Here is a 23393-nt window from a genome sequence, read left to right as displayed (position 1 = left end):
CTGGCACGGCGCCGATGAAGGCGCCGTGCCAGCCGCGCTCGCTTACTGCGGGCCCATCTTCTTGATCAGCACGTCGAGCTCGGCCGCTTCGGCTTCGGTGAGGTCGACGAGCGGCGCGCGCACCGGGCCCGCGTCATGGCCGACGAGCTTCGCGCCGGCCTTCACGATGCTGACCGCGTAACCCGCGCGGCGATTGCGGATCTTCAGGTACGGCAGGAAGAAATCGTCGATCAGGCGGCCGACCGTCGCGTGGTCGTCCTTCGCGATCGCTTCGTAGAAATCCATCGCCGTCTTCGGGATGAAGTTGAACACGGCCGACGAGTACACCGGCACACCGAGCGCCTTGTACGCGGCGGCGTAGACTTCCGCCGTCGGCAGGCCGCCGAGGTACGCGAACCGGTCGCCGAGGCGGCGGCGGATCGTGACCATGCTCTCGATTTCGCCGACGCCGTCCTTGAAGCCGATCAGGTTCGGGCAACGGTCGGCGAGGCGCTCGAGCATGTCGGCGTTCAGCTTCGAATTCGCGCGGTTGTACACCACGACGCCGATCTTCAGCGCGCGGCACACCTGCTCGACGTGGTCGGCGATCCCTTCCTGGCTCGCTTCGGTCAGGTAGTGCGGCATCAGCAGCACGCCGCTCGCGCCGAGGCGCTCGGCTTCCTGCGCATATTCGATCGCGACGCGCGTCGCACCGCCGGCGCCGGCCAGGATCGGTACCTTGCCCTTGCAGGTTTCCGTCGCGACGCGGATCACGTCCGAATACTCGCGCTGCGTGAGCGAGAAGAATTCACCGGTGCCGCCGGCCGCGAACAGCGCGCTCGCGCCATACGGCGCCAGCCATTCCAGGCGCTCGGCATAAGTGGTCGGGCGGAAGCTGCCGTCGGCGTCGAAGTCCGTCAGCGGAAACGACAGCAGGCCGTGGGAGATGATCTGTTTGAGTTCTTGCGGTGAAGTCATGGTTGGGGTCGTCCGTCTAGCGCGAGTGCTGGGTTCGTCGGGAACGGCATACGTGCCACATTGGCGATGTCGTTGTATGTCATCGTACAACAAGGGGAAGGGTGACGCAAGCGGTTTGCTGGCCGTTCGATAGTAGGGTCTTTCCGGATAAGGGTTTACGCAGCATCGTCGGTTGACGTCGAATGTCGTATGATGACTAACGATATGGACGATAGCTTCCAGGAATTCCGATGACTGCTTCCCCTCTCTACATCCGCGTGCACCCGGACGACAACGTCGCGATCGTCGTCAACGACGGCGGCCTGCCCGAGGGCGCGACGTTCGCCGACGGGCTGACGCTGTGCGAAGGCGTGCCGCAGGGGCACAAGGTCGCGCTTGCCGATCTCGCGGCCGGCGACCCGATCGTCCGCTACAACGTGGTGATCGGCTATGCGCTGGCCGACCTGCGGCGCGGCAGCTGGGTCAACGAACGCACGATGCGCATGCCCGAGCCGCCGGGGCTCGACGACCTGCCGCTCGCGACGCGTGCCGCGCCGCCGCTGCCGCCGCTCGAAGGTTATACGTTCGAGGGCTTCCGCAATGCCGACGGCTCGGTCGGCACGCGCAACATCCTCGCGATCACGACGACCGTGCAGTGCGTGTCGGGCGTCGTCGAGCATGCGGTGAAGCGGATCAAGGCCGAGCTGCTGCCGCGCTACCCGAACGTCGACGATGTGGTCGGGCTCGAGCACACGTACGGCTGCGGCGTCGCGATCGATGCGCCCGACGCCGACATCCCGATCCGCACGCTGCGCAACATCAGCCTGAATCCGAACTTCGGCGGCGAGGTGATGACCGTGAGTCTCGGCTGCGAGAAGCTGCAGCCCGAGCGCCTGCTGCCGCCCGGCTCGATTCCGGTCGCCGCCGACGGCGCGACCGACAACGGCGGCGTCGTATGCCTGCAGGATGCCGCGCACGTCGGCTTCAACTCGATGATCGACTCGATCATGACGATGGCCGAAGCGCATCTCGAGCGGTTGAACCGCCGCCGTCGCGAGACGTGCCCCGCGTCGGATCTCGTCGTCGGCGTGCAGTGCGGTGGCAGCGACGCGTTCTCGGGGCTCACCGCGAACCCGGCCGTCGGTTTCGCGGCCGACCTGCTCGTGCGCGCGGGCGCGACGATCATGTTCTCCGAGGTGACCGAAGTGCGCGACGGCGTCGCGCAGCTCACGTCGCGTGCGGCGAACGAGGATGTCGCACGCGAGATCATTCGCGAGATGGACTGGTACGACCGCTACCTGCAGCGCGGCCGCGTCGACCGCAGCGCGAACACGACGCCCGGCAACAAGAAGGGCGGCCTGTCGAACATCGTCGAGAAGGCGATGGGTTCGATCGTGAAATCGGGCAGCGCGCCGATCGCCGGCGTCGTGCGCCCCGGCGATCGCGCGCGGCAGAAGGGGCTGCTGTACGCGGCGACGCCCGCGAGCGACTTCATCTGCGGCACGCTGCAGCTCGCGGCGGGGATGAACCTGCACATTTTCACGACCGGCCGCGGCACGCCGTACGGCCTCGCGCAGGTGCCGGTGATCAAGGTCGCGACGCGCAGCGATCTCGCGCGCCGCTGGCACGACCTGATGGATCTCGACGCCGGGCAGATCGCGACCGGCGCGGCCACGATCGAGGACACGGGCTGGGAACTGTTCCGGCTGATGCTCGACGTCGCGAGCGGCAAGCGCCGCACGTGGGCCGAGCAATGGAAGCTCGCGAATGCGCTGACGCTGTTCAATCCGGCGCCGGTGACCTGACGCGTGCGGTCGCGACGGCATGCGATGCGGGCGCCCGAGGGCGCCCGTTTTTTTCGGCTGCGAAAGATGGAATCGGCGCAGTGACGCGTCGTCGGGCAGATCGAACAGTTGGCGCGCGTCCTCGACGCGGCCGGCGCGATTTCCTTACCTCGCACGTAATCGACCGCCCACGCGAGCCCGGCGACGATAGCGGCACGCGGACCCGAAACATCCGCGACATCGTCCCCTCATCGATACAAGGAGCCTCGCATGAACACCGCCCAATCCGTCCCGTCCGTTCACACCGACCTGATCGACCGCTACTTCGACGCATGGAACGAACCCGACGTCGCACGTCGCCGTGCGCTGATCGACGCGACCTACGCGAGCGACGCGGCCTATCGCGATCCGCTGATGGCTGGCGACGGCCACGCAGGCATCGACACGATGATCGCGGCCGTGCAGGAGCGATTCCCGGCATTCCGCTTCCGCCGCACGACCGACGTCGACGCGTTCGGCCAGCACCTGCGGTTCTCGTGGGCACTCGTGTCGCCCGACGGCGCGGCGATCGTGAAAGGCTCGGACTTCGGCACCGTCGACGCGTCGGGCCGCCTGAAGTCGGTCACGGGTTTCATCGACGAGATGCCGGCCGCGGCGTCGTGATCCGAGCGAAGGATGCACAACGGCCACCGGGATCAGGTAACGTTATGCGGTTTGTTCCTGATCCCGGAGACCACCCGACATGCTGAAAAATCTCGACCCGCTGCTTCACGCCGACATCCTGCACACGCTGCGCGCGATGGGCCACGGTGACGAAATCGCGATCTGCGATGCGAATTTCCCGGCGGAATCCGTCTCGGAGCACACGGTGGTCGGCCGCGCGCTGCGGATCGACGGCGCCGATTCGGCGCGCGTCGCGCGTGCGGTGCTGTCGGTGCTGCCGCTCGATACGTTCGTCGACACGCCTGCCTGGCGGATGGAAGTCGTCGGCGATGCGGCCGCGGTGCCGCCCGTGCAGCGCGAGGTGCAGGCCGAGATCGACCGCGCGGAAGGGCGTGCGGTGCCGCTCACCGGCATCGAGCGTTTCGCGTTCTACGAGCGCGCGCAGCAGGCGTACGCGGTGATCGTCACCGGCGAGCTGCGCGGCTACGGCTGTTTCATCTTCAAGAAAGGCGTGCTGTTGAGCGACGCGGGCTAAACGTCTTTTCCGTGCCGCCGCCCGCGGGCTGCGCGGTCGCCGCCGTGTAAAGATTTGCTACAACCTTTTTCTTGGGCACGGCCGAAAGACCCTCTATGCTGACCGATTTGCTGCGGGCCCCGCAGAGCCGCGCGGCCCCGAGCCGCCCGGGGGCGCCCCGTGCGGCCGGCTGAATTGCATACGAGGAGAGAGGCATGACGCGTTCCGTCGATTCCGGCGTCATTTTTTTTGCACGCCTGGCGCTGGCGGCGTTGTTCTTGTGGGGCGGCGTGATGAAGCTGCTCGGCTACAGCGATTTCGTCGGTTACCTGCACGGGCTGAACGTGCCGTATCCGCAGGTCATCGGGCCGATCGTCGTCGCGATCGAAGGGCTCGGCGGCCTGCTGCTGATCGTCGGCTACAAGGTGAAGCCGCTTGCGCTGCTGATGGCGTTCTATACGGTCGCGACCGCGATGGTCGGGCACAATTTCTGGGACGCAACCGACGCCGCGGTCCAGCACGACATGGTGATCCACTTCTGGAAGAACATCGCGATCGCCGGCGGTTTCCTGCTGCTGTTCGTCACCGGCGCCGGCGGCGCGAGCATCGACGGCCTGCGCCGGCCGAGTTCGTCGTACGGCGGCCTGCGCTGATCGCACGCACGCGGTTGCGCCGAAGCAAAAAGAAAGGGCCGAATCCCGCGGGATTCGGCCCTTTGTTCATGGAACGGGCGCGGCGCGCGCCGGCGTTCAGTGCGTGCCCTTCACGTCCTTAGCATCCTTCGCGAACTGCACGGCGATCGCGCCGAGCACGCAGATTGTCGCGACGTACACGACCGGTGCAAGCGGATTCGATTTCATCATCAGCGACACGATCACCGGCGTGAGGCCGCCGAAGATCGCATACGCGACGTTGTACGAGAACGAGATGCCCGAGAAGCGCACGACGGCCGGGAAGCTCTTGACCATCACGAACGGCACCGCGCCGATCGTGCCGACCATGAAGCCTGCGATCCCGTAGTAGAGCGGCAGCGTCGACGCGTCGGCCGCGACCCGCACGAACAGCAGGTAGTAGCACGCGGCCAGCCCGATGCCACCGATGCCGAGCACGCGCTTCGCGCCGATCCAGCCCGCGAGCGAACCGGCGGTGATGCAGCCGGCCGTCAGGCACAGCGTCGCGACGCTGTTCGCGAACAGCGTGGTCGCGGGCGTCAGGTGGAACTGCTTCTGCAGCAGCGCGGGTGTCATCAGGATCACGACGACGATTGCGGCCGACAGCATCCACGTGAGCAGCATCGACACGATCACCGCGCGGCCGTGGTCGCGCAGCACGGCCTTCAGCGGAATCTCGGCCGCGAGCGCCTTCTTCGCCTTCATCTCGGCGAACACCGGCGTTTCATGCAGCCAGCGGCGCAGGTACACCGAGAACAGCCCGAACAGGCCGCCGAGCAGGAACGGGATGCGCCATGCGAACGCACCGACTTCGGCGGCCGAGTAGCGGCTGTTGATGCCCGCTGCAACGAGCGAGCCGAGCAGGATGCCGGCCGTGAGGCCCGCGGTCAGCGTGCCGCACGCATAACCGATGTGGCGCGACGGCACGTGCTCGGACACGAACACCCACGCGCCCGGCACTTCGCCGCCGACCGCCGCGCCCTGCAGCACGCGGAACAGCAGCAGCAACACCGGCGCGAGGATGCCGATCGAGTCGTAGGTCGGCAGCAGGCCCATCAGCAGCGTCGGCACGGACATCATCAGCACGCTCAGCGTGAACATCCGCTTGCGGCCGAACAGGTCGCCGAAGTGCGCCATGATCACGCCGCCGAGCGGGCGCGCGAGATAGCCGGCCGCGAAGATGCCGAACGTCTGCAACTGGCGCAGCCAGTCGGGAATGTCGTGCGGGAAGAACAGCTGTCCTATCGCCGGCGCGAAGAACACGAAGATGATGAAGTCGTAGAACTCGAGGGCGCCGCCGAGTGCGGCAAGGCCAAGGGTTTTATAGTCGCCGCGCGTGAGCGCGCGTTCGGCGGCGCGAGGCACGCCGCTCAATTCGGAAGCTTGCATGGTCAGGACGATCGGTTTTCGAATGTTGTTGTCGGTGCTGCGTCTCCAGGGCCCGCTATCGGCATGGACTGACAAGGCGCGGCTTGCGTCGTCGAAGCGTGCCGGGTGCCGGATGGAGCACGAAACACGCACCGCCGCACCGGGATGGGGCGCGGCAGAGACGAAGCGTCAAAGCGGGTGGGAGGATTCTACAGGAGCGCGAAATGCGCGAGCGCGGGTGCGCGCCGAGGAACGCTTCGGACCGTGAAGCTGAAGCACGCGCGCGGCGCGGGCGGCCGGTGAGCCGCTTGCGCGCCGCGCGGGGCAGGGTCTCGTGTACGAGTCGTATCAGTTGCCGGCGATCGTATCGACCGGCTTGAACGCGCCGTGCTCGACCTTGTAGATCGTCACCGGCGCATCCCTCAGGTCGCCCTTCGTGTCGTATGCGATGCTGGGGGCCGACACGCCCTTGATCGACACCTTGCCGAGATACGGCGTATAGACCTTCGGGTCGGTCGAGTTCGCATCCTTCATCGCGGTGAGCAGCGCGATCGTGCCGTCATACGAGTACGGCGAGTACGTGATCACGTCTTCGTTGAAGCGCGCCTTGTAGCGTGCCGCGTAGCCGGCGAAGCCCGGCATCTTTTCCTTCGGCAGTCCGCCCATGTAGACGATCGCGCCTTCCGCCGCTTCGCCGCCCACCTTCAGGAACGTCGGCGAGCGCGACATCTCGCCCGTCACGAACGCCGACTTCATCCCGAGCTGGCGCATCTTGCGGATCATCGGCGACGATTGCGCGTCGCCGCCGCCGTAGAAGATCGCGTCCGGATTGACGCCCTTCAGGTTGGTCAGGATCGCGGAGAAGTCGAGCGCCTTGTCGTTCGTGAAGTCGCGCTTGACGATCGTGCCGCCCGCGGCCTCGACGGCCTTCGCGAATTCGTCGGCGATGCCCTGGCCGTAAGCCGTGCGGTCGTCGATGATCGCGATGCGCTTGAAGCGCAGCGTCTTCACCGCATACGTGCCGACGATGCGGCCCGCTTGCGCGTCGCTCGTCAGCAGCCGGTAGGTCGTCTTGTAGCCGCGCGCCGTGTATTGCGGCGACGTCGCCATCGAGATCTGCGGCAGCCCGGCGTGATCGTACAGGTCGGACGCCGGAATGCTCGTGCCCGAGTTGAAGTGGCCGATGACACCGCGGACGTTGTCGTCGATCAGCCGCTGCGCGACGGTCGTGCCCGTGCGCGGGTCGGCCTGGTCGTCCTGCGAGTCGAGCTGGAACGTGACGGGCTTGCCGCCGATCGTCGGACGCGTCGCGTTGAAGTCGGCGATCGCGAGTTGCACGCCCTTCTGCATGTCCGTGCCGTAGTTCGATTGCGGGCCGGTCAGCGGTGCGGCGAAACCGATCTTGACGACGTCGGCGGCGATGGCGTGCGTGCCCGACAGTGCGCAGGCAGCAGCCAGCGCGACGTGCGATACCTTCAGCTTCACTTTCACTTCCCCTTGATGGCGTGGTTGGGCCGCCGCCGGCTTGCGGGCCGGCGCCGGTAAACCGGGCGAGACGATTCGGTCGGCAGGCCGATGCGAAGGCCGTGCGTGCTCGCCGCGTGCAGCCTGGGCTGTGCCGGAATCGGCGTGCGCGCTGGCTGGTGCGGAGGGCCGTGCGCGCCGATTGCGGCAGCGGCGTGATGTCGTCTCGTCACCGTGAAGCGAAGTCTAGATAGCGAAAATGCGCGCGTCTTGCGCGTTCGGTGCGCGGCCGGCGACGATATCGGCATATCGTCGATAACCCTGATATATGCCGAAATCGTCACGCCGAATGCGCAAACGCGCCAAGACGCGGTACGTCGGCATTTTTAGGATGACGGATTCGGGTGCGCGTTGCCGGCGCGTCGGCGCGGTCCGCCGACAGCGGCGGAAGCGGAATCGATGCCGGCCGCGCACGCGCATCGAAGTGGTTGCGCACACAACGTATGTCGCCGGCCGATCGGCACGCGCGATGCGGCCGGCCACCGCACGCTTGCCTGCCCCGCGATCGGCGCGACGCGTTTGACGGGGCGCTCCTATAATCGACGCCATCTGCCACTCGCTACGCGGTTGCCGGGATGACGACCTTGCTTGCCGTACCGCCCATGAGCCTGTCCGACACGTTGCGCTACCAGCCCGACAACGCCGATCTCGGCGCGATGCTCGCGCACTTCCGCCTGCTCGAACCGGTGTTCGATGCGCTGCCCGACGTCGCGTTCTTCGTGAAGGATGCGAACGGCCGCTACGCGCTCGTCAATCGCACGCTGGCGATGCGCTGCGGCTACAAGGACAAGCGCGACCTGCTCGGCAAGACGACCGACGAAGTGTTTCCGCGCCGTTTCGGCCGCAGCTATTTCGAGCAGGACATGGCGACGATCAACGCCGGCCAGCAACTGATGGACCAGCTCGAACTGCACCTGTATCCGGGCCGCCTGCCGGGCTGGTGCCTGACCTGCAAGGAACCGCTGCGCGACGCCGCGGGCAAGGTGGTCGGCCTCGCGGGCATCTCGCGCGACCTGAAGGCGCACGAGGGATCGCACCCGGCGTACAGCCGGCTCGCCGACGTGGTCCAGCACATCCAGGATCACTACGTGCAGCCGCTGAACCTGAAGCAGCTTGCGCAGATGGCCGGGATGTCGGTCGCGCAGCTCGAACGCTACTTCCACAAGGTGTTTCACCTGACGCCGCGCCAGGTGCTGCTGAAGACGCGGCTCGATGCGGCCACCGCGCTGCTGATCACGCATGACAAGGTGACCGACGTCGCGGCGTTATGCGGCTATACGGATCACAGCGCGTTCACGCGCCAGTTCAAGGCGACGGTCGGCGTGACGCCGACGGAATACCGGTTGATGCTGCAGGATCGGGCAGGGTGAGAGGCCGGCCGGCGAAGCCGACGCGGCGCATGAACGGGGCAGGGCGTAAAACGGCGGGAAAGTTGTGGAACAGCTTGGAACAGCGGCGGCTCAGCGGTAGCCGAGCCCTTTCAGGACGGCCGTGCCGTCTTCGGTCAAGCGGAAGCTCGGTGCCGTATCGGGGTCGAGCTTGACCATCTCGACGAGGCCGGCTTCCTGCAGCGCAGGCAGTTCGGGTTTGGCGTTCGCGCCGATCGGTGCGTGCAGCAGCACCAGCAGCGTCGCGATTTCATGATGACTGAGCAGGCGGCGCAGCATCGTCTTCTTTGCAGGGGGCGCGGCCTGGCGGCCCGCGGGTGCTTCTACGGCGCTCATCGCTTTCCTCCTTTTCGAGATAACCATCGGGTACTGGTTGCGGATGGTGCCCACGAAGACTTAAGCGATTCTTAAAACCGTGGCCGGCGACGGGATGCTGCGCTGCGGTACGGGTTACCGTATGTAACGTCATACGGAGCGCGGCTCCCGGCCCGATCGCGGGCAGCCGCGCGGGCTGGTTCGCAGCCGCTCGATTCACCACGACGGTGCGCGCCGGATGTGGCCCTTTGAGCCGGCCGCGAGCGTCGAACCTCGGGTCGCCATGTGATCCCGCCCCACACCTCCTGCTTCGCGTCCTTCCCTTATTTCCTGCGCTGCGCCTGCGCGGCCAGCCGCACGGCCGCGTTCGTCGCGCCGTAGCCGTCGTATCCGCCGCGCCGCTCGACGATCTCGAGCGAGAAACGGTTGTCGACCAGTTCCGTATACGCGTGCAGGAATTCGCCGCCGTGCTCGTCGCGGTCATAGAGCAGGTGATGCGCGCTCAGCGTGTCGATCAGTTCGTCCGACAGCGCGTAGCGCGCGGCGAGATCGTCGTAGTAGTTGGCCGGAATGCGCAGGAACGGCACGCCGTCGGCCGCGAACGCGGCGATCGTCTTCACGATGTCGTCGGTGCGGAACGCGACGTGGTTCAACCCCGTGCCGTGGTAGCGGTCGAGCGATTCGGCGACGGCCGTGTGACGGTCGACCGACGCGTTCAGCGCGATCCGCACCGAACCGTCGGCGCTGCGCACCGCGCGGCTGCGCATCAGCCCGTACGGGTCGGGCACGAGCCAGCTGCGCTCGGCTTCGAAGCCGAATGCCGTCTTGAAGAACAGGATCCACGTGTCGAGCGCGTCGGCCGGCAGCGCGAGGCACACATGGTCGATGCCCGTCAGCGGGCCGACCTCGCTCGGGCCGTCGATGTCGGTCAGCACGAAGTCCGATTCATACAGCGTCGGCGCGTTCGGCGTTTCGTCGACGAAATACTCGAGGCTGCCGTCCGGCGCCTGCACGCCCGGCAGCACGCGCTCGTTCGGCCCGACGCGCCCGGAGAACGGCACGTAGCCGAAGCCGGCCGCGCGTTCGAACGCCACTTTCGCGTCGTCGACGCGGAACGCCGACGCACACAGCGACAGCCCGTGCCGCTGGAAGAACGCATCGGCGAACGAGTCGCGCTCCGCGTTCAGCACGATCGACGCGGCGCCGTGCTGGAACAGCGTCACGTCCTTCGAGCGATGCCGGCCGGCGAGCCGGAAGCGCATCCTGCCGAGCCATTCGCCGACGGTCGCCGCCGCCTGGGCGTCGACCGCGAATTCGATGAACTGGAACCCGACGTGCGCGGGCGGCGCCGGCGGCGCGAACAGCGGCTGGCCGGCGGCCGGCGCGCGGCCGTCCTGCGCGAGCCGCTCGCGCGTCAGGTCTTCCAGGTAGAGCAGCGAGCGATGCCCGTCGGCGGCCGTGATCGCGGTCGGCGCCGCGCGGAAGCCGTCGTTGAAGATCTCGAGCGACAGCGGCCCCGTGTAGCCCGACTCGATCACGCGCGCGGTGAAGCGCGCGAGGTCGAAGTCGCCCTGGCCCGGGAACGAGCGGTAGTGGCGGCTCCATTCCAGCACGTCCATCGCGAGCTTCGGCGCGTCGGCGATCTGCACGAACGCGATCCGGTCGCCGGGAATGTCGGCGATCGCGTCCGGCGAATCGTCGAGCGACAGCGTGTGGAAGCTGTCGAGCGCGAGGCCGAGATGCGGGCTGTTCACGGCATTCACGAGCTTCCACGCATGGCCGTACCGGTTCACGACGCGGCCCCACGCAAGCGCTTCGTACGCGGCGACTACACCGGCCTGTCGAGCGGCTTCCGCGAGTGCGCCGAGCTGGTCGACGAGCAGCCCGTCGTCCGCGATCGTGTCGGCCGACACGTTGCTGCAGACGAGGATGCGGTCGGTGCCGAGCGCGTGCATCACGTCGAACTTGCGCTTGATGCGATCGAGGTTGCGTGCGAGCTGCGCCGCGCTCACACCCTCGAAGTCGCGAAACGGCTGGAACAGCACGATGTCGAGACCGAGATCGGCGGCCATGCGGCGGACGTCGGCCGGCGATCCGTCGAAGTAGACGAGGTCGTTTTCGAAGATTTCGACGCCGTCGAAGCCCGCGGCCTGGATGGCGGCGAGTTTCTCGGCGAGCGTGCCGGACAGTGACACGGTGGCGATCGAGCGCTTCATGGGGCGAATCCTGCGGATGGGCGGGGCATGGCGTCGGTCGAACCGGCCCTGAATGAACCAGTCGTTGAGTTCCGGGCGCGCACCATACCCCGAATTTACTGGGGGAGTGAGGCGAATTATACAAACTAACTAGGTGGTACAAATTAGCGAAAACCCGAAAAGACATTGCGCAAACGCAAGCGCACACTAGCGCCAAATCTTGACGTCAGGGGGCGAAGTCGACTAGCGATTCGCCCCCGTTTTAGGAGCAGAAACACCATGAGCAAGCACAAGGTGCTGGTGCTGAACGGCCCGAACCTCAATCTGCTGGGCACACGCGAGCCCCATATCTACGGCGCGGAAACGCTCGCCGACGTCGAGCAGCGCTGCCGCACGGCCGCCGAAGGGCTCGGGCTGGAGATCGATTTCCGCCAGTCGAACGCCGAGCACCAGTTGATCGACTGGCTGCATGACGCCCGTCATGACACGCACGGCATCGTGATCAACCCGGCCGCCTATACGCATACGTCGGTGGCATTGGCCGATGCGCTGTCCGCGATCGCGAAGCCGGTGATCGAAGTGCATATCTCGAACGTGCATCGCCGCGAGGCGTTTCGCCACCATTCCTATGTGTCGGCGGTCGCCGAAGCCGTGATCTGCGGCTGCGGCACCGAAGGCTACGTGTTCGCGCTGCAGCGTCTGTCGACCCTGTTTGCGCAGGGAGCCGCGCGATGAGCCGCCCGTCGTTTCTGATCGGCCTGATCGGCCAGGGCATCGGCGGTTCGTTGTCGCCCGCGATGCACGAGGAAGAAGGATTCCGCCAGGGGTTCGGTTATGTCTACCGGCGCCTCGATCTCGACGCGCTCGGCGTGACCGTCGACGCGCTGCCGCAACTGCTCGATGCCGCGCAGCGGATGGGCTACACCGGGCTCAACATCACGCATCCGTGCAAGCAGCGCGTGATCGAACACCTCGACGAACTGTCGGACGATGCCCGCGCGCTCGGTGCGGTGAACACCGTGCTGTTCAAGGACGGCAAGCGGATCGGCCACAACACCGACTGGTCGGGTTTCGCGAAATCGTTCCGCCGCGGCCTGCCCGGTGCGTCACTCGAGCGCGTCGTCCAGCTCGGCGCGGGCGGCGCGGGCGCCGCCGTGGCCCATGCGGCGCTGCAGATGGGCGCGGCCGAACTGACGATTTTCGATGTCGACGGCACGCGTGCCGCCGCGCTCGCGGCCGAACTCCAGCAGCGTTTCCCCGCAGCACGGGTCGTGCAGGGCGGCGATCTCGCGGCCGCGATGCAGGCCGCGACGGGCCTGATCCACGCGACGCCCACCGGCATGGTCAAGCACCCGGGCCTGCCGCTGCCGGCCGAACTGCTCCACGCGGGCATGTGGGTGGCCGACATCGTGTATTTCCCGCTCGAAACCGAACTGATCCACGCCGCGCGCGCGGCCGGCTGCGCCACGTTGCCGGGCGGCGGGATGGCGGTGTACCAGGCCGTCGACGCGTTCGAGATCTTCACCGGACGCACGCCCGACGCCGAGCGGATGTTCGATCACTTTCAGTCGCTCGTCGCGCGCTGATCCCATTCCATAAAGAGAGACCAGGAGACGACCATGCAGCACACCACCCACACGAGCGCCGCGTCGGCGCCCGCCGCCGGCACGGTCCGGCGCACTTCGGCGCGCTACAAGATTCTCGCGCTGCTCGCGATCGGCACGATGATCAACTATCTCGACCGCACCGTGCTGGGGGTGGCTGCGCCGCAGCTCACCAAGGAGCTCGGCATCAACGCGGCCGTGATGGGCATCATGTTCTCCGCGTTCTCGTGGACGTACGTCGCGATGCAGGTGCCTGGCGGCCTGTTCCTCGACCGCTTCGGCAGCAAGATCACCTATTACTGGTCGATGACGCTGTGGTCGCTGTGTACGTTTCTGCAGGGTTTCGTGCCGGGCATCGCGACGCTGTTCGCATGCCGGCTCGGCCTCGGCGTGACGGAGGCGCCGTGCTTCCCGACCAACAGCCGCGTCGTCGCGACATGGTTCCCGCAGAACGAGCGCGCGATGGCGACCGGCACCTACACCGTCGGCGAGTACATCGGCCTCGCGTTCTTCAGCCCCGTGCTGTTTGCGCTGATGGGCGCGTTCGGCTGGCGCTCGCTGTTCTGGGTCGTTGGCGCGGTCGGCATCGTGTTCGGCCTGGTCTGGTGGAAGTTCTATCACGAGCCGCGCAACCATCCGGGCGCCAACTCGGAAGAGCTGGCGTATATCGAGGCGGGCGGCGGTCTCGTGCACGGTGCGCGCAAGGACGGCGACAAAGGCGGCAAGGGTGAGCAGAAGAAGTTCAGCTGGGCGATGGCTGGCCAGTTGCTGAAGAAGCGCCAGCTCGCGGGCATCTGCCTCGGCCAGTTCGCCGGCAACTCGACGCTCGTGTTCTTCCTGACCTGGTTTCCGACCTACCTCGCGACCGAGCGCCACATGGGCTGGCTGAAGATCGGCTTCTTCGCGGTGATGCCGTTCATCGCCGCGTCGGTCGGCGTGATGTTCGGCGGGATCTTCTCCGACTGGCTGCTGCGTCGCGGCAAGTCCGCGAACCTCGCGCGCAAGCTGCCGATCATCGCGGGCCTGCTGCTCGCATCGACGATCATTCTCGCGAACTACGTGAAGAGCAACGAGGCCGTGATCGCGATCATGTCGGTCGCATTCTTCGCGCAGGGGATGGCCGCGCTCGGCTGGACGCTCGTGTCGGACATCGCGCCGGACGGCTTGCTCGGCGTGACGGGCGGCATCTTCAACTTCGCGGCGAACCTCGCGGGGATCGTCACGCCGCTCGTCGTCGGCTTCATCGTCGCGTCGACCGGGTCGTTCGTCGGCGCGCTCGTGTTCATCGGCGTGATCGCGCTGGTCGGTGCGCTGTCGTACATCTTCGTCGTCGGCGACATCAAGCGGATCGAGCTGTAAGCACCGGCTCCACGCACATTTCGTGCGTTCGCCCGGCGGCCGGTTGGCCGCCGGGCTTTTTTGTTGGTGCACCGGCCGGAGTGCCGGTTTGTGTGCGCGTTACGCGCGCTGCACGGCGATGCCGAGCGATTCGACCGCCTGCGCGATCGCCGCGACCGCGCGCCGGATATCGTCGGCATCGATCGCACCGATGCAGCCGACGCGGAACGTCTCGAGCTGCGTGAGCTTGCCCGGATACAGGATGAAACCTGCATCGCGCACCGCGTCGTAGAAGCGGCGGAAATCGTAGGCCGGATGGTCGGGCGCGTGGAACGTGACGATCACCGGCGCCTGCACGCTCGCGTCGAGGAACGGCGCGAAGCCGAGCTCGCGCATCGATTCGACCAGCGTCCGGCAGTTGTCCAGATAGCGCGCGCCGCGCGCGGGCTGGCCGCCTTCGGCGAGATACTGGTCGAGCGCGGCGCGCAGCGCGGCGATCACGTGCGTCGGCGGCGTGAAGCGCCATTGGCCCGTCTTGCGCAGGTACGCGTACTGATCGTGGAGATCGAGCGCGAGCGACGGCGAGTTGCCTTCGCATGCGTCGAGCGCGTCGCGCCGCACGATCGCGAAACCCATCCCCGGCACGCCCTCGAGGCATTTGCCGCTCGCCGAGATCAGCGCATCGATGCCGGTGCCCGCCAGCGCGATCGGCAGCGCGCCGAACGAACTCATCGCGTCGACGATCAGCCGCTTGCCGTGGCGCCGGCACGCGGCCGCGATCGCATCCAGCGGGTTCAGGATCCCGGCGCTCGTTTCCAGGTGCACGAGCGCGACGTGCGTGATGCGCGGCTCGCGGGCGAACGCGGCCTCGACCGCTGCCGCGTCGACGGCCGTGTCCTCGCCGAACGGCAACGCGATCGCGTCGATGCCGAGCCGGCCGAGGATCTTCAGGATGCGTGCGCAATACGCGCCGTTGTCGGGCACGAGCACGATGCCGTCGCGCGGCACCAGCGTGCCGAGCGCGGCCTCGACCGAGAACGTGCCGCTCCCCTGCATCGGTACGCACACGTACTCGTCGCCGCCGTGCGCGATGCCGACGAGGTCCGCGCAGACGCTGGCCGTCAATTGGTTGAAAGCGGCGTCCCACGACCCCCAGTCATGTTGCATTGCGAGGCGGGTTGTGGCGGACGTGGTGAGCGGGCCGGGCGTAAGCAGGATCGGGTCGGACATCATTTTTCTCCAGCGAAAGTCGAACGAAACGCCGGGCGGCATTTCTGAATGACTTGCATGATAGTGGCAAAATGTGTCATTTTTTGGAAATTGTGGCACTCGTCACGGGTTTGTCATCGAACGCTGTGATCCTTCGGTTGCCGCGCGAAACCACGCTCAGCGCGGCAGCGAGGCGGGCCGTTGATCGGCCTGCCCGGAGATAAAAGGACCGGGATCGTGCCCCCGGCCATTTGGTGTTCCGCCTACGGAGAAGTGAGATGACACTGCAGAATTCCTCGCGCGCCGCTGCCGGCGCGTTCCGCAAGCTCGCGCTGGCCGCCTGCGCCGCCGGTCTGCTGCAAGGTGCCGCGATGCCGGCGCATGCGGCAAACGCGGTCGTGCTGTATACGGCGGACGGTCTCGAGAACCTCTATCGCGATGTGCTGCCGGCCTTCGAGAAGAAGGAGGGCGTCAAGGTCAACATCGTGACGGCGGGCAGCGGCGAGGTCGTCAACCGCGCGAACATCGAGAAGAATTCCCCGAAGGCCGACGTGATCGTCACGCTGCCGCCGTTCATTCAGCAAGCCGGCCAGATGGGTCTGCTGCAGCCGTACCAGAGCGTGAACTACAAGAACGTGCCGGCGATCGCGAAGGCTGAGGACGGCACGTGGGCGACGTTCGTGAACAACTACTTCTCGTTCGCGATCAACCCGGACGTCGTGAAGAACCAGCCGAAGACGTTCGGCGACCTGCTGTCGCCGACCTACGCCGGCAAGGTCGCGTACTCGAACCCGGCGACCGCCGGCGACGGGATGGCCGTGCTGATCCTGACGACGTCGCTGATGGGCGAGGACAAGGCGTTCGACTACCTCGCGAAGCTGTCGCAGAGCGTGAAGTTCCACACGAAGGGCACGGGCTACCTGAACGTGCTGCTGTCGCGTAACGAGATCAGCGTCGCGAACGGCGACCTGCAGATGGACCTCGACGACGCCGAACACGGCGCGCTGTCCGTCAAGCCGATCTTCCTGTCCGCGAAGGACGGCGACCAGCCGACCACGTTCCAGCTCCCGTACGGCATCGGCCTGATCAAGAGCGGCCCGAACCAGGACGTCGGCAAGAAGCTGATCGACTACCTGATGTCGACGGACGTGCAGTCGAAGGTGCCCGACATGTTCGGCATCCCGGGCCGCACCGACGTGCCGCTGACGGGCAAGAACGGCGAGGCGGTCAAGAAGGCGATCGCGGGCGTGAAGCTGATCCCGGTCGACTGGAACCAGGTGATGGCGAAGAAGCCGGTGTGGATCGAGCGCTGGAAGAAGGACGTGATCGGCAGCTCGGGCAAGCAGCTCGACGTCGTCAAGCCGAAGTGATCGGCGCACGCCGCCTGTATTAGTGAGCAAGAGGATGAACCCGGTGGAAACCACCCTGACCCATCCCGGCGTATTCGGCGCCGCCGAACCGCACGCGACGCTGCGGTCCGGCGCGCCGGGCGGCGTGCAGATCGAACACCTGAGCGTGCGCTACGGCGCACGCACGGTGCTGGAAGATCTGTCGCTGTCGATCGGCGCCGGCGAATTTCTGACCGTGCTCGGCAAGAGCGGCTGCGGCAAGACCACGCTGCTGCGCTTCATCGCCGGGTTCGTGAAGGCCGACGGCCTGACCGGTACGCTGACCGTTGCCGGGCGTGACCTGACCTATGCGCCGCCGCACAAGCGCAATCTCGGTCTGCTGTTCCAGAATTACGCGCTGTTCCCGCACCTGTCGGTGTTCGAGAACGTCGCATTCGGGCTGCGCGCGCGCGGCATGGCATCGTCGGAAGTGACGCGACGCGTCGCCGACGCGCTGAAGCTCGTGCAGCTCGGCGATGCGGGCCATCACCTGCCCGCGCAACTGTCGGGCGGGATGCAGCAGCGCGTCGCGCTGGCGCGCGCGCTCGTGATCGAGCCGGATGTGCTGCTGCTCGACGAGCCGCTGTCGGCGCTCGACGCCAACCTGCGCGCGTCGGTGCGCAGCGAACTGAAGGCACTGCACGAGCGCTTGCCGAACCTGACCGTCGTTTGCGTGACGCACGACCGCGACGACGCGCTCGTGCTGTCCGACCGCGCGCTGCTGATGCGCGACGGCCACATCGCGCAGCTCGGCACGCCGCAGCAGTTGTACGACGCGCCGCAGGACGGCTACGTCGCACGCTATCTCGGCCCGGCGAACCTGCTGCCGCCGCACGTGATCTTCCCGCTCGGCGATCCGCGCCACGAAGTGCGCGGCAAGGTCGCGTGCGTGCGCCCCGAGCGTCTGACCGTGATGCCGCCCGCGGCGGGCGGCCTGCACGGCACCGTGTCGTCCGTCGAATGGCAAGGCGCGGACCTGTCGATCGCGGTCGTGATCGACGCGGCACCCGACGAACCCGTGCGCGTCACGATGCAACGCGGCCGCGGCGCGGCCCCCGAGCGCGGTGCGCGCGTTTCCCTGCATTACGAGGCAGACGATGTCGTCCTTATCGAGCCCTGAAGCCGGTCTGCCGCCGCACGTGCTCGCGTCGGCCGCCGCGCACGCGGCCGTCGCGCGGCGCCGCAAGCGCATGGGCGACCTGCACCTGGTCGCGCTCGCGATCGTCGTGCTGGGCCCGCTCGTCGTCTATCCGCTGGTGCGGCTCGTGCTGCTGAGCGTGTCGGGCGATCACGGGCTGAGTTTTGACGCGTACCGGACGTTCTTCAGCAACCCCGACACGCGCAACGTGCTGCTGACGACGCTCGGCGTGCTGTTCGCGAGCGCCGGCACCGCATCGGTGCTGGGCGTGCTGCTGGCCGCGCTGCTGTTCTTCAGGCCGTTTCCGGGCGCGTCGCTCGTCACGCGCTTCCTGGAACTGTACGTCGCGTTTCCGTCGTTCCTCGTCGCGTTCACGCTGATCTTCCTGTACGGCTCGCAAGGTTCGATCAGCATCGCGCTGCAGCACCTGTTCCATCTCGAGAATCCGCCGCTCGATTTCCTGTTCGGCATCGGCGGCGTGATTCTCGCGCAGACGGTGTTCTATACGCCGTTCGTCGTGCGGCCGACGCTCGCGTCGTTCGCCACGCTCGACCTGCGCCTGATCGAAGCCGCGCGCAGCCTCGGCGCGCCCGGCTGGATGCTCGCGCGCCGCGTCGTGCTGCCGATCGCGTGGCCGGGCATCGCCGCTGGCACCGTGCTGTGTTTCCTGCTGACGCTGAACGAGTTCGGGATTCTGCTCGTGCTCGGCAGCGCGCGGCTCGTGACGCTGCCGGTCGCGATCTACAGCAGCGCGACCGTCGACCTCGATCTGCCGACCGCATCGGCCGGCGCGGTCGTGATGCTGGCACTGTCGCTGGCGCTCTATACGGTTTATCGCCGGGTGAACCGGCGTGCGACGGGAGGGAACGATGTCCGCTGAATTCCGTATCGGGCCGGCCGTGCCGCGCCACCAGATCGGCTGGAGCGACACACTGCTCAAGCATGCGTCGCGCATCGCGCTCGCGCTGGCCGCGTTCGCGTGTTTCTGGCTGTTCGTGCTGCCGGTCGTCGTCGTCGCGCTGTCGAGCGTGTCGACGCAATGGTCGGGCACGATCTTGCCGGCCGGCTACAGCCTGCGCTGGTTCGAGCGGCTCAGGTCGCCGGAATACGACGCGCTGCTGACGAGTCTCGAAATCGGCTTCGGCGTGTCGGCGGTCGGCACGATCCTCGGGCTGTGGCTCGCGCTCGCGCTCGAAGGGCGCGACCGGCGCGGCCTCGGCGCGGTCGTCGATGCGCTCGTGATGGTGCCGAACGGCGTGCCGAGCGTCGTGCTCGGGCTCGCGGTGCTGATCGCGTATCACCAGAAGCCGATCGACCTGTCGAGCTCCGCGGCGATCGTCGTGTTCGTGCAGCTCGCGCTGATTCTGCCGTTCTGCTATCGCTGCGCGGCCGCCGCGCTGCGTCCGGAACTGACCGTGCTGCGCGAAGCCGCGGCCAGCCTCGGTGCGCCGCCCGCGATGGTGCTGCGCCGCGTGCTGCTGCCGCAGCTCGTGCCGGCGATGCGCGCGAGCCTCGCACTCGGTTTCGCGCTGTCGCTCGGCGAGCTCGGCGCGACGCTGACGGTCTATCCGCCCGGCTTCGCGACCGTGCCGATCGTCGTGATCGGCCAGGTGGAGCGCGGTTATTACCTGCCGGCGTCGGCGCTGTCGCTGCTGATGCTCGGCGCGTCGCTCGCGGCGCTGCTGCTGATCGCCGCGCGTGTGCCGCGCGGCAAGCGGGTGGCATCATGAACGCCGCGTTCGCCATGCGGCTGCCCGGCGAGCAACCCGCACCGGGCAAGGTCTCGACGGATTTCGCGGGACGCTCGGTCGACGTCAACAGCCGGCGCTACCGGCTGCCGGTCGAGCCGACCGTCGTCGTCTGCGTCGACGGCTGCGAGTACGCGTATCTCGAACGTGCGGTGGAAGCGGGCGTCGCGCCGTTCATCGGCCGGATGATCGCGGAAGGCACGGCGTGGCGCGCCGATTGCGTCGTGCCGACCTTCACCAACCCGAACAACCTGTCGATCGTCTGCGGCGTGCCGCCGTCGGTCCACGGGATCTGCGGCAACTACTTCTGGGACGCGGCCGCCGACGGCGGGCGCGGCGCCGAAGTCATGATGAACGACCCGGCCTATCTGCGGGCCGGCACGCTGCTCGCGGCGGCGTCCGACGCCGGCGCGAAGGTGGCCGTCGTGACGGCGAAGGACAAGCTGCGCCGGCTGCTCGGCTGGCAACTGAACGGCGTCTGCTTTTCCGCCGAGAAGGCTGCGCAGGCGAATCTCGCGGAAAACGGCATCGTCGACGTGCTCGACTGGGTCGGCCTGCCGTCGCCGGACGTCTATAGCGCGGCGTTGTCCGAATTCGTGTTCGCGGCCGGCGTGCGGCTCGCGCAGACACGTCAGGTCGACCTGATGTACCTGTCGACCACCGACTACGTGCAGCACAAGTGCGAGCCCGGCAGTGCCGGCGCGAACGCGTTCTACGCGATGATGGACGGTTACCTCGCGCAGCTCGACGCGCTCGGCTGGGCGATCGGGCTCACGGCCGATCACGGGATGAACGCGAAGCACGACCCCGCGACGGGCCGGCCGAACGTGATCTATCTGCAGGATGCGTTCGACGGCTGGTACGGCGCGCAGTCTGCGCGCGTGATCCTGCCGATCACCGATCCGTACGTCGTGCACCACGGCGCGCTCGGCTCGTTTGCAACCCTCTACCTGGCGCCGGGCGTCGACCGGGCCGAGGCGATGTGGCGCGTCGGCGGCCTCGACGGCGTCGAACTCGTGCTCGACAACGCGGAAGCCGCCGCGCGCTTCGAACTGCCGGCCGACCGGATCGGCGATCTCGTCGTGATCGGCCGTCGCGACATGACGCTCGGTACGCGCGAGCGGGAACACGATCTGTCGGGTCTCACGGTGCCGCTGCGTTCGCACGGCGGCGTGTCGGAGCAGGAAGTACCGCTGCTGTTCAATCGCCGTATCGAGCGGGACGATCCCGCGCGTCGCCCGCGCAACTTCGACGTGTTCGATTTCGTGCTGAACCGGGTCGCGACATGATGGCTCATCCCCGGCAAGACCACCCCGAGTTTCGTGCCGAGGCGTTGCGCTGGTGCGGCACGCGCGCGACGCGCGAGCGCACCTTCGACATCGACGATCCTTATACGGGCGCCCGGGTCGGCACCGCGCCGCTCGCAAGCGGCGACGACGTGCGCGCCGCTTTCGATTACGCGATGGCCTACCGGCCGACGCTTACGCGCTACGAGCGTTCGCAGATCCTCGAGCGCGCGGCCGCGCTGCTGCGCGAGCGCACCGAGGAAGCATCCGACCTGATTACGCTCGAATCGGGGCTGTCGAAACAGGATTCCCGCTACGAGATCGGTCGGGTCGCCGACGTGCTGAAGTTCGCGGCGATCGAGGCGCTGCGCGACGATGCGCAGAGTTTCTCGTGCGACCTGACGCCCCACGGCAAGGCGCGGCGCGTGTTCTCGCAGCGGCAGCCGCTCGACGGCGTGATCGTCGCGATCACGCCGTTCAATCATCCGATGAACCAGGTGGCGCACAAGATCGCACCGGCGATCGCGACCAACAACCGCGTGATCGTGAAGCCGTCGGAGAAGGTGCCGCTATCGGCGTTCTATCTGGCCGACCTGCTTTACGAGGCCGGGCTGCCGGAGCCGATGCTGCAGGTGCTGACCGGCGATCCGGGCGAGATCGCGGACGAACTCGTCACGCATCCGCATGCGTCGCTGATTACGTTTACGGGCGGCGTGGCGATCGGCAAGGCGATTGCCGCGCGGGCCGGCTACCGGCGCATTGTGCTGGAGCTGGGCGGCAACGATCCGCTGATCGTCCTCGAAGACGCCGATCTCGACCGCGCGACGTCGCTGGCGGTGCTGGGTTCGTACCGGAATTCGGGCCAGCGCTGCACGGCCGTCAAGCGGATGCTGGTGCAGCGCTCGATCGCGCCCGCATTCACCGAGTTGCTCGTCGAGAAGACCCGCGCGTGGAAGTACGGCGATCCGTTCGATCCCGCGAACGAAATGGGCACGGTGATCGACGAGGCGGCGGCGCGGCTGTTCGAGGCGCGGGTCGGAGAAGCGGTCGCGCAGGGCGCACGCCTTTTGACCGGCAATGTGCGGCGCGGCGCGCTGTATGCGCCGACCGTGCTCGACAACGTCGACCCGTCGATGACGATCGTGCGCGAAGAGACCTTCGGCCCCGTCTCGCCCGTGATGACGTTCGACACGATCGACGACGCGATCCGGATCAGCAACGGCACGGCGTTCGGGCTGTCGTCGGGTGTCTGTACCGACAGCACGGCCGCGGTCGTGCGCTTCGTGAACGAGCTGAACGTCGGCACCGTGAATGTGTGGGAGGTGCCCGGATACCGGATCGAACTGTCGCCATTCGGCGGGATCAAGGATTCGGGCCTCGGTTACAAGGAAGGCGTTCAGGAGGCGATGAAGAGCTTCACGAACCTGAAGACGTTTTCGCTGCCTTGGGAGTAAACGAATGGCATTGACGGTGGAAGAGATCCACGGGCTGTATCGCGAGCATGGTCATGTGGCCTACAGCGGGGAGCCGGTGACCCAGCTCGAGCATGCGCTGCAGAGCGGATTGCTGGCGGAAGAGGCGGGGGCTGACGAAGCACTGGTCGCGGCGGCGTTCCTGCACGACCTCGGGCACCTGCTGAATCGTCAGGGCGAGACACCGAGCGCGCGCGGGATCGACGATCTGCATCAGTATTATGTGTTGCCGTTCCTGCGGCCGCTGTTTGCCGACGCGGTGCTGGAACCGATCCGGCTGCACGTCGACGCGAAGCGCTGCCTGTGCCGCACCGACGCAGGCTACTTCGAGAGCCTGTCGCCGGACTCGGTGCGCAGCCTCGCGCTGCAGGGCGGCATCTTCAGCGAAGAGGAAACGGCGGTGTTCCTGCAGCGTCCGTTTGCGGAGGACGCGCTGCGTCTGCGCCGCTGGGACGATACGGCGAAGGAAGAAGGCAAGGCGACGCCGGATCTCGATCACTATATGGAGATCGTCGTGCGCCAGGTGCGCGCGGCCTGACGGTTCGGCTGCTTCTATATAAGGCCCCGCACGCGGCAGCGTGCGGGGCCTTATATTTTTTGAGAAACCCCTTGCGTGAACGGGGCGGGGTGCATAGAATCACGCCTCTTTCGCGCTAACGGAAACGCAGCGCGGACGAGGGAAGCGGTGCGGTTGGGGTGCGGTGGTAACGAGCCCTGGCAGCATTCGAAGTTGAGCCCCGCAGTCGCAACGAAGTAGTTAAAAAGTTGTTGACGAACTGCGAAACACGGTTCATAATATCGCTTCTCTGCTGCTGAAAACGCAGCGCTGCCGGGAAACACGAAGTTCCTCGC

Annotated in this window: 21 protein-coding genes; 15 read left to right on the top strand and 6 right to left on the bottom strand. The window is 67.2% G+C overall.

The window, feature by feature from the left end:
• Positions 1–42 precede the first annotated feature (42 nt).
• Positions 43–957: a 5-dehydro-4-deoxyglucarate dehydratase gene (kdgD, locus tag VL15_RS12470; protein ID WP_048245832.1), complete on the bottom strand. Its 915-nt coding sequence runs from the start codon at positions 955–957 to the stop codon at positions 43–45.
• A gap of 230 nt (positions 958–1187) precedes the next feature.
• Here kdgD and garD point away from each other — a divergent pair, with 230 nt between their 5' ends.
• From garD to VL15_RS12450, 4 genes are all read left to right on the top strand, one after another.
• Complete coding sequence (gene garD / locus VL15_RS12465; RefSeq protein WP_048245831.1) at positions 1188–2741, top strand: galactarate dehydratase; 1554 nt, start codon at positions 1188–1190, stop codon at positions 2739–2741.
• 249 nt (positions 2742–2990) lie between these two features.
• Positions 2991–3383: a nuclear transport factor 2 family protein gene (locus tag VL15_RS12460; protein WP_048245830.1), complete on the top strand. Its 393-nt coding sequence runs from the start codon at positions 2991–2993 to the stop codon at positions 3381–3383.
• A 79-nt stretch (positions 3384–3462) separates the two neighbouring features.
• Positions 3463–3918: an RbsD/FucU family protein gene (locus VL15_RS12455; RefSeq protein WP_048245829.1), complete on the top strand. Its 456-nt coding sequence runs from the start codon at positions 3463–3465 to the stop codon at positions 3916–3918.
• A 194-nt stretch (positions 3919–4112) separates the two neighbouring features.
• Positions 4113–4550, top strand: coding sequence for a DoxX family protein (locus VL15_RS12450; RefSeq protein WP_048245828.1), 438 nt, complete (start codon positions 4113–4115; stop codon positions 4548–4550).
• Positions 4551–4646: 96 nt separating this feature from the next.
• On the opposite strand, the gene VL15_RS12445 is transcribed toward VL15_RS12450, so the two are convergent.
• Both VL15_RS12445 and VL15_RS12440 read right to left on the bottom strand, forming a co-directional pair.
• On the bottom strand, positions 4647–5957 hold the full coding sequence (locus tag VL15_RS12445) for an MFS transporter (protein ID WP_048245827.1): 1311 nt from the start codon (positions 5955–5957) through the stop codon (positions 4647–4649).
• Between the two features lie 327 nt (positions 5958–6284).
• The gene (locus tag VL15_RS12440; RefSeq protein WP_048246209.1) at positions 6285–7421 is read right to left on the bottom strand and encodes a branched-chain amino acid ABC transporter substrate-binding protein; all 1137 of its coding nucleotides are present in this window, start codon (positions 7419–7421) and stop codon (positions 6285–6287) included.
• A gap of 614 nt (positions 7422–8035) precedes the next feature.
• Here VL15_RS12440 and VL15_RS12430 point away from each other — a divergent pair.
• Entirely contained in the window at positions 8036–8830 is a 795-nt protein-coding gene (locus VL15_RS12430) for an AraC family transcriptional regulator (RefSeq protein ID WP_048245825.1), read from the top strand.
• A 90-nt stretch (positions 8831–8920) separates the two neighbouring features.
• On the opposite strand, the gene VL15_RS12425 is transcribed toward VL15_RS12430, so the two are convergent.
• On the bottom strand, positions 8921–9184 hold the full coding sequence (locus tag VL15_RS12425) for a hypothetical protein (RefSeq protein ID WP_048245824.1): 264 nt from the start codon (positions 9182–9184) through the stop codon (positions 8921–8923).
• Positions 9185–9486: 302 nt separating this feature from the next.
• Entirely contained in the window at positions 9487–11379 is a 1893-nt protein-coding gene (locus VL15_RS12420; RefSeq protein WP_048245823.1) for a bifunctional sugar phosphate isomerase/epimerase/4-hydroxyphenylpyruvate dioxygenase family protein, read from the bottom strand.
• A 258-nt stretch (positions 11380–11637) separates the two neighbouring features.
• Between VL15_RS12420 and aroQ the strand changes: the two genes are divergently transcribed.
• The 3 genes from aroQ to VL15_RS12405 are packed head-to-tail and all read left to right on the top strand — an operon-like array spanning position 11638 to position 14321.
• Positions 11638–12093 carry a type II 3-dehydroquinate dehydratase gene (gene aroQ, locus VL15_RS12415; RefSeq protein WP_048245822.1) on the top strand — a complete coding sequence of 152 codons (456 nt, stop codon included), beginning with the start codon at positions 11638–11640 and terminating at the stop codon, positions 12091–12093.
• A complete protein-coding gene (locus VL15_RS12410; protein WP_048245821.1) occupies positions 12090–12944 on the top strand; it encodes a shikimate dehydrogenase in 855 nt (284 codons plus the stop codon). Before aroQ ends, VL15_RS12410 begins: the two co-directional genes overlap by 4 nt.
• A gap of 33 nt (positions 12945–12977) precedes the next feature.
• On the top strand, positions 12978–14321 hold the full coding sequence (locus VL15_RS12405) for an MFS transporter (protein WP_048245819.1): 1344 nt from the start codon (positions 12978–12980) through the stop codon (positions 14319–14321).
• 99 nt (positions 14322–14420) lie between these two features.
• On the opposite strand, the gene VL15_RS12400 is transcribed toward VL15_RS12405, so the two are convergent.
• A complete protein-coding gene (locus VL15_RS12400) occupies positions 14421–15530 on the bottom strand; it encodes a 2-aminoethylphosphonate--pyruvate transaminase (RefSeq protein ID WP_048246207.1) in 1110 nt (369 codons plus the stop codon).
• Positions 15531–15787: 257 nt separating this feature from the next.
• On the opposite strand from VL15_RS12400, the gene phnS reads away from it, so the two are divergent.
• The 7 genes from phnS to VL15_RS12365 are packed head-to-tail and all read left to right on the top strand — an operon-like array spanning position 15788 to position 23079.
• The gene (gene phnS / locus VL15_RS12395) at positions 15788–16879 is read left to right on the top strand and encodes a 2-aminoethylphosphonate ABC transporter substrate-binding protein (protein WP_048245818.1); all 1092 of its coding nucleotides are present in this window, start codon (positions 15788–15790) and stop codon (positions 16877–16879) included.
• A 34-nt stretch (positions 16880–16913) separates the two neighbouring features.
• Positions 16914–18017, top strand: coding sequence for a 2-aminoethylphosphonate ABC transport system ATP-binding subunit PhnT (gene phnT, locus VL15_RS12390; protein ID WP_048245817.1), 1104 nt, complete (start codon positions 16914–16916; stop codon positions 18015–18017).
• Complete coding sequence (phnU, locus tag VL15_RS12385) at positions 17995–18915, top strand: 2-aminoethylphosphonate ABC transporter permease subunit (protein ID WP_048245816.1); 921 nt, start codon at positions 17995–17997, stop codon at positions 18913–18915. The genes phnT and phnU overlap by 23 nt, the downstream gene beginning before the upstream one ends.
• A complete protein-coding gene (phnV, locus tag VL15_RS12380; RefSeq protein ID WP_048245815.1) occupies positions 18905–19765 on the top strand; it encodes a 2-aminoethylphosphonate ABC transport system, membrane component PhnV in 861 nt (286 codons plus the stop codon). The genes phnU and phnV overlap by 11 nt, the downstream gene beginning before the upstream one ends.
• Positions 19762–21072, top strand: coding sequence for a phosphonoacetate hydrolase (phnA, locus tag VL15_RS12375; protein WP_048245814.1), 1311 nt, complete (start codon positions 19762–19764; stop codon positions 21070–21072). The genes phnV and phnA overlap by 4 nt, the downstream gene beginning before the upstream one ends.
• A complete protein-coding gene (gene phnY, locus VL15_RS12370; RefSeq protein WP_048245813.1) occupies positions 21069–22523 on the top strand; it encodes a phosphonoacetaldehyde dehydrogenase in 1455 nt (484 codons plus the stop codon). The genes phnA and phnY overlap by 4 nt, the downstream gene beginning before the upstream one ends.
• A gap of 4 nt (positions 22524–22527) precedes the next feature.
• On the top strand, positions 22528–23079 hold the full coding sequence (locus VL15_RS12365; protein WP_048245811.1) for a phosphonate degradation HD-domain oxygenase: 552 nt from the start codon (positions 22528–22530) through the stop codon (positions 23077–23079).
• The last annotated feature ends 314 nt before the right edge of the window (positions 23080–23393 follow it).

The organism is Burkholderia cepacia, assembly GCF_001039005.1.
In the GTDB taxonomy this organism is placed as follows: Bacteria; Pseudomonadota; Gammaproteobacteria; order Burkholderiales; family Burkholderiaceae; genus Burkholderia; species Burkholderia theae.
The sequence above is the reverse complement of the archived record's forward strand: the minus strand, read 5'-3'. Positions and strand labels throughout refer to the sequence as shown.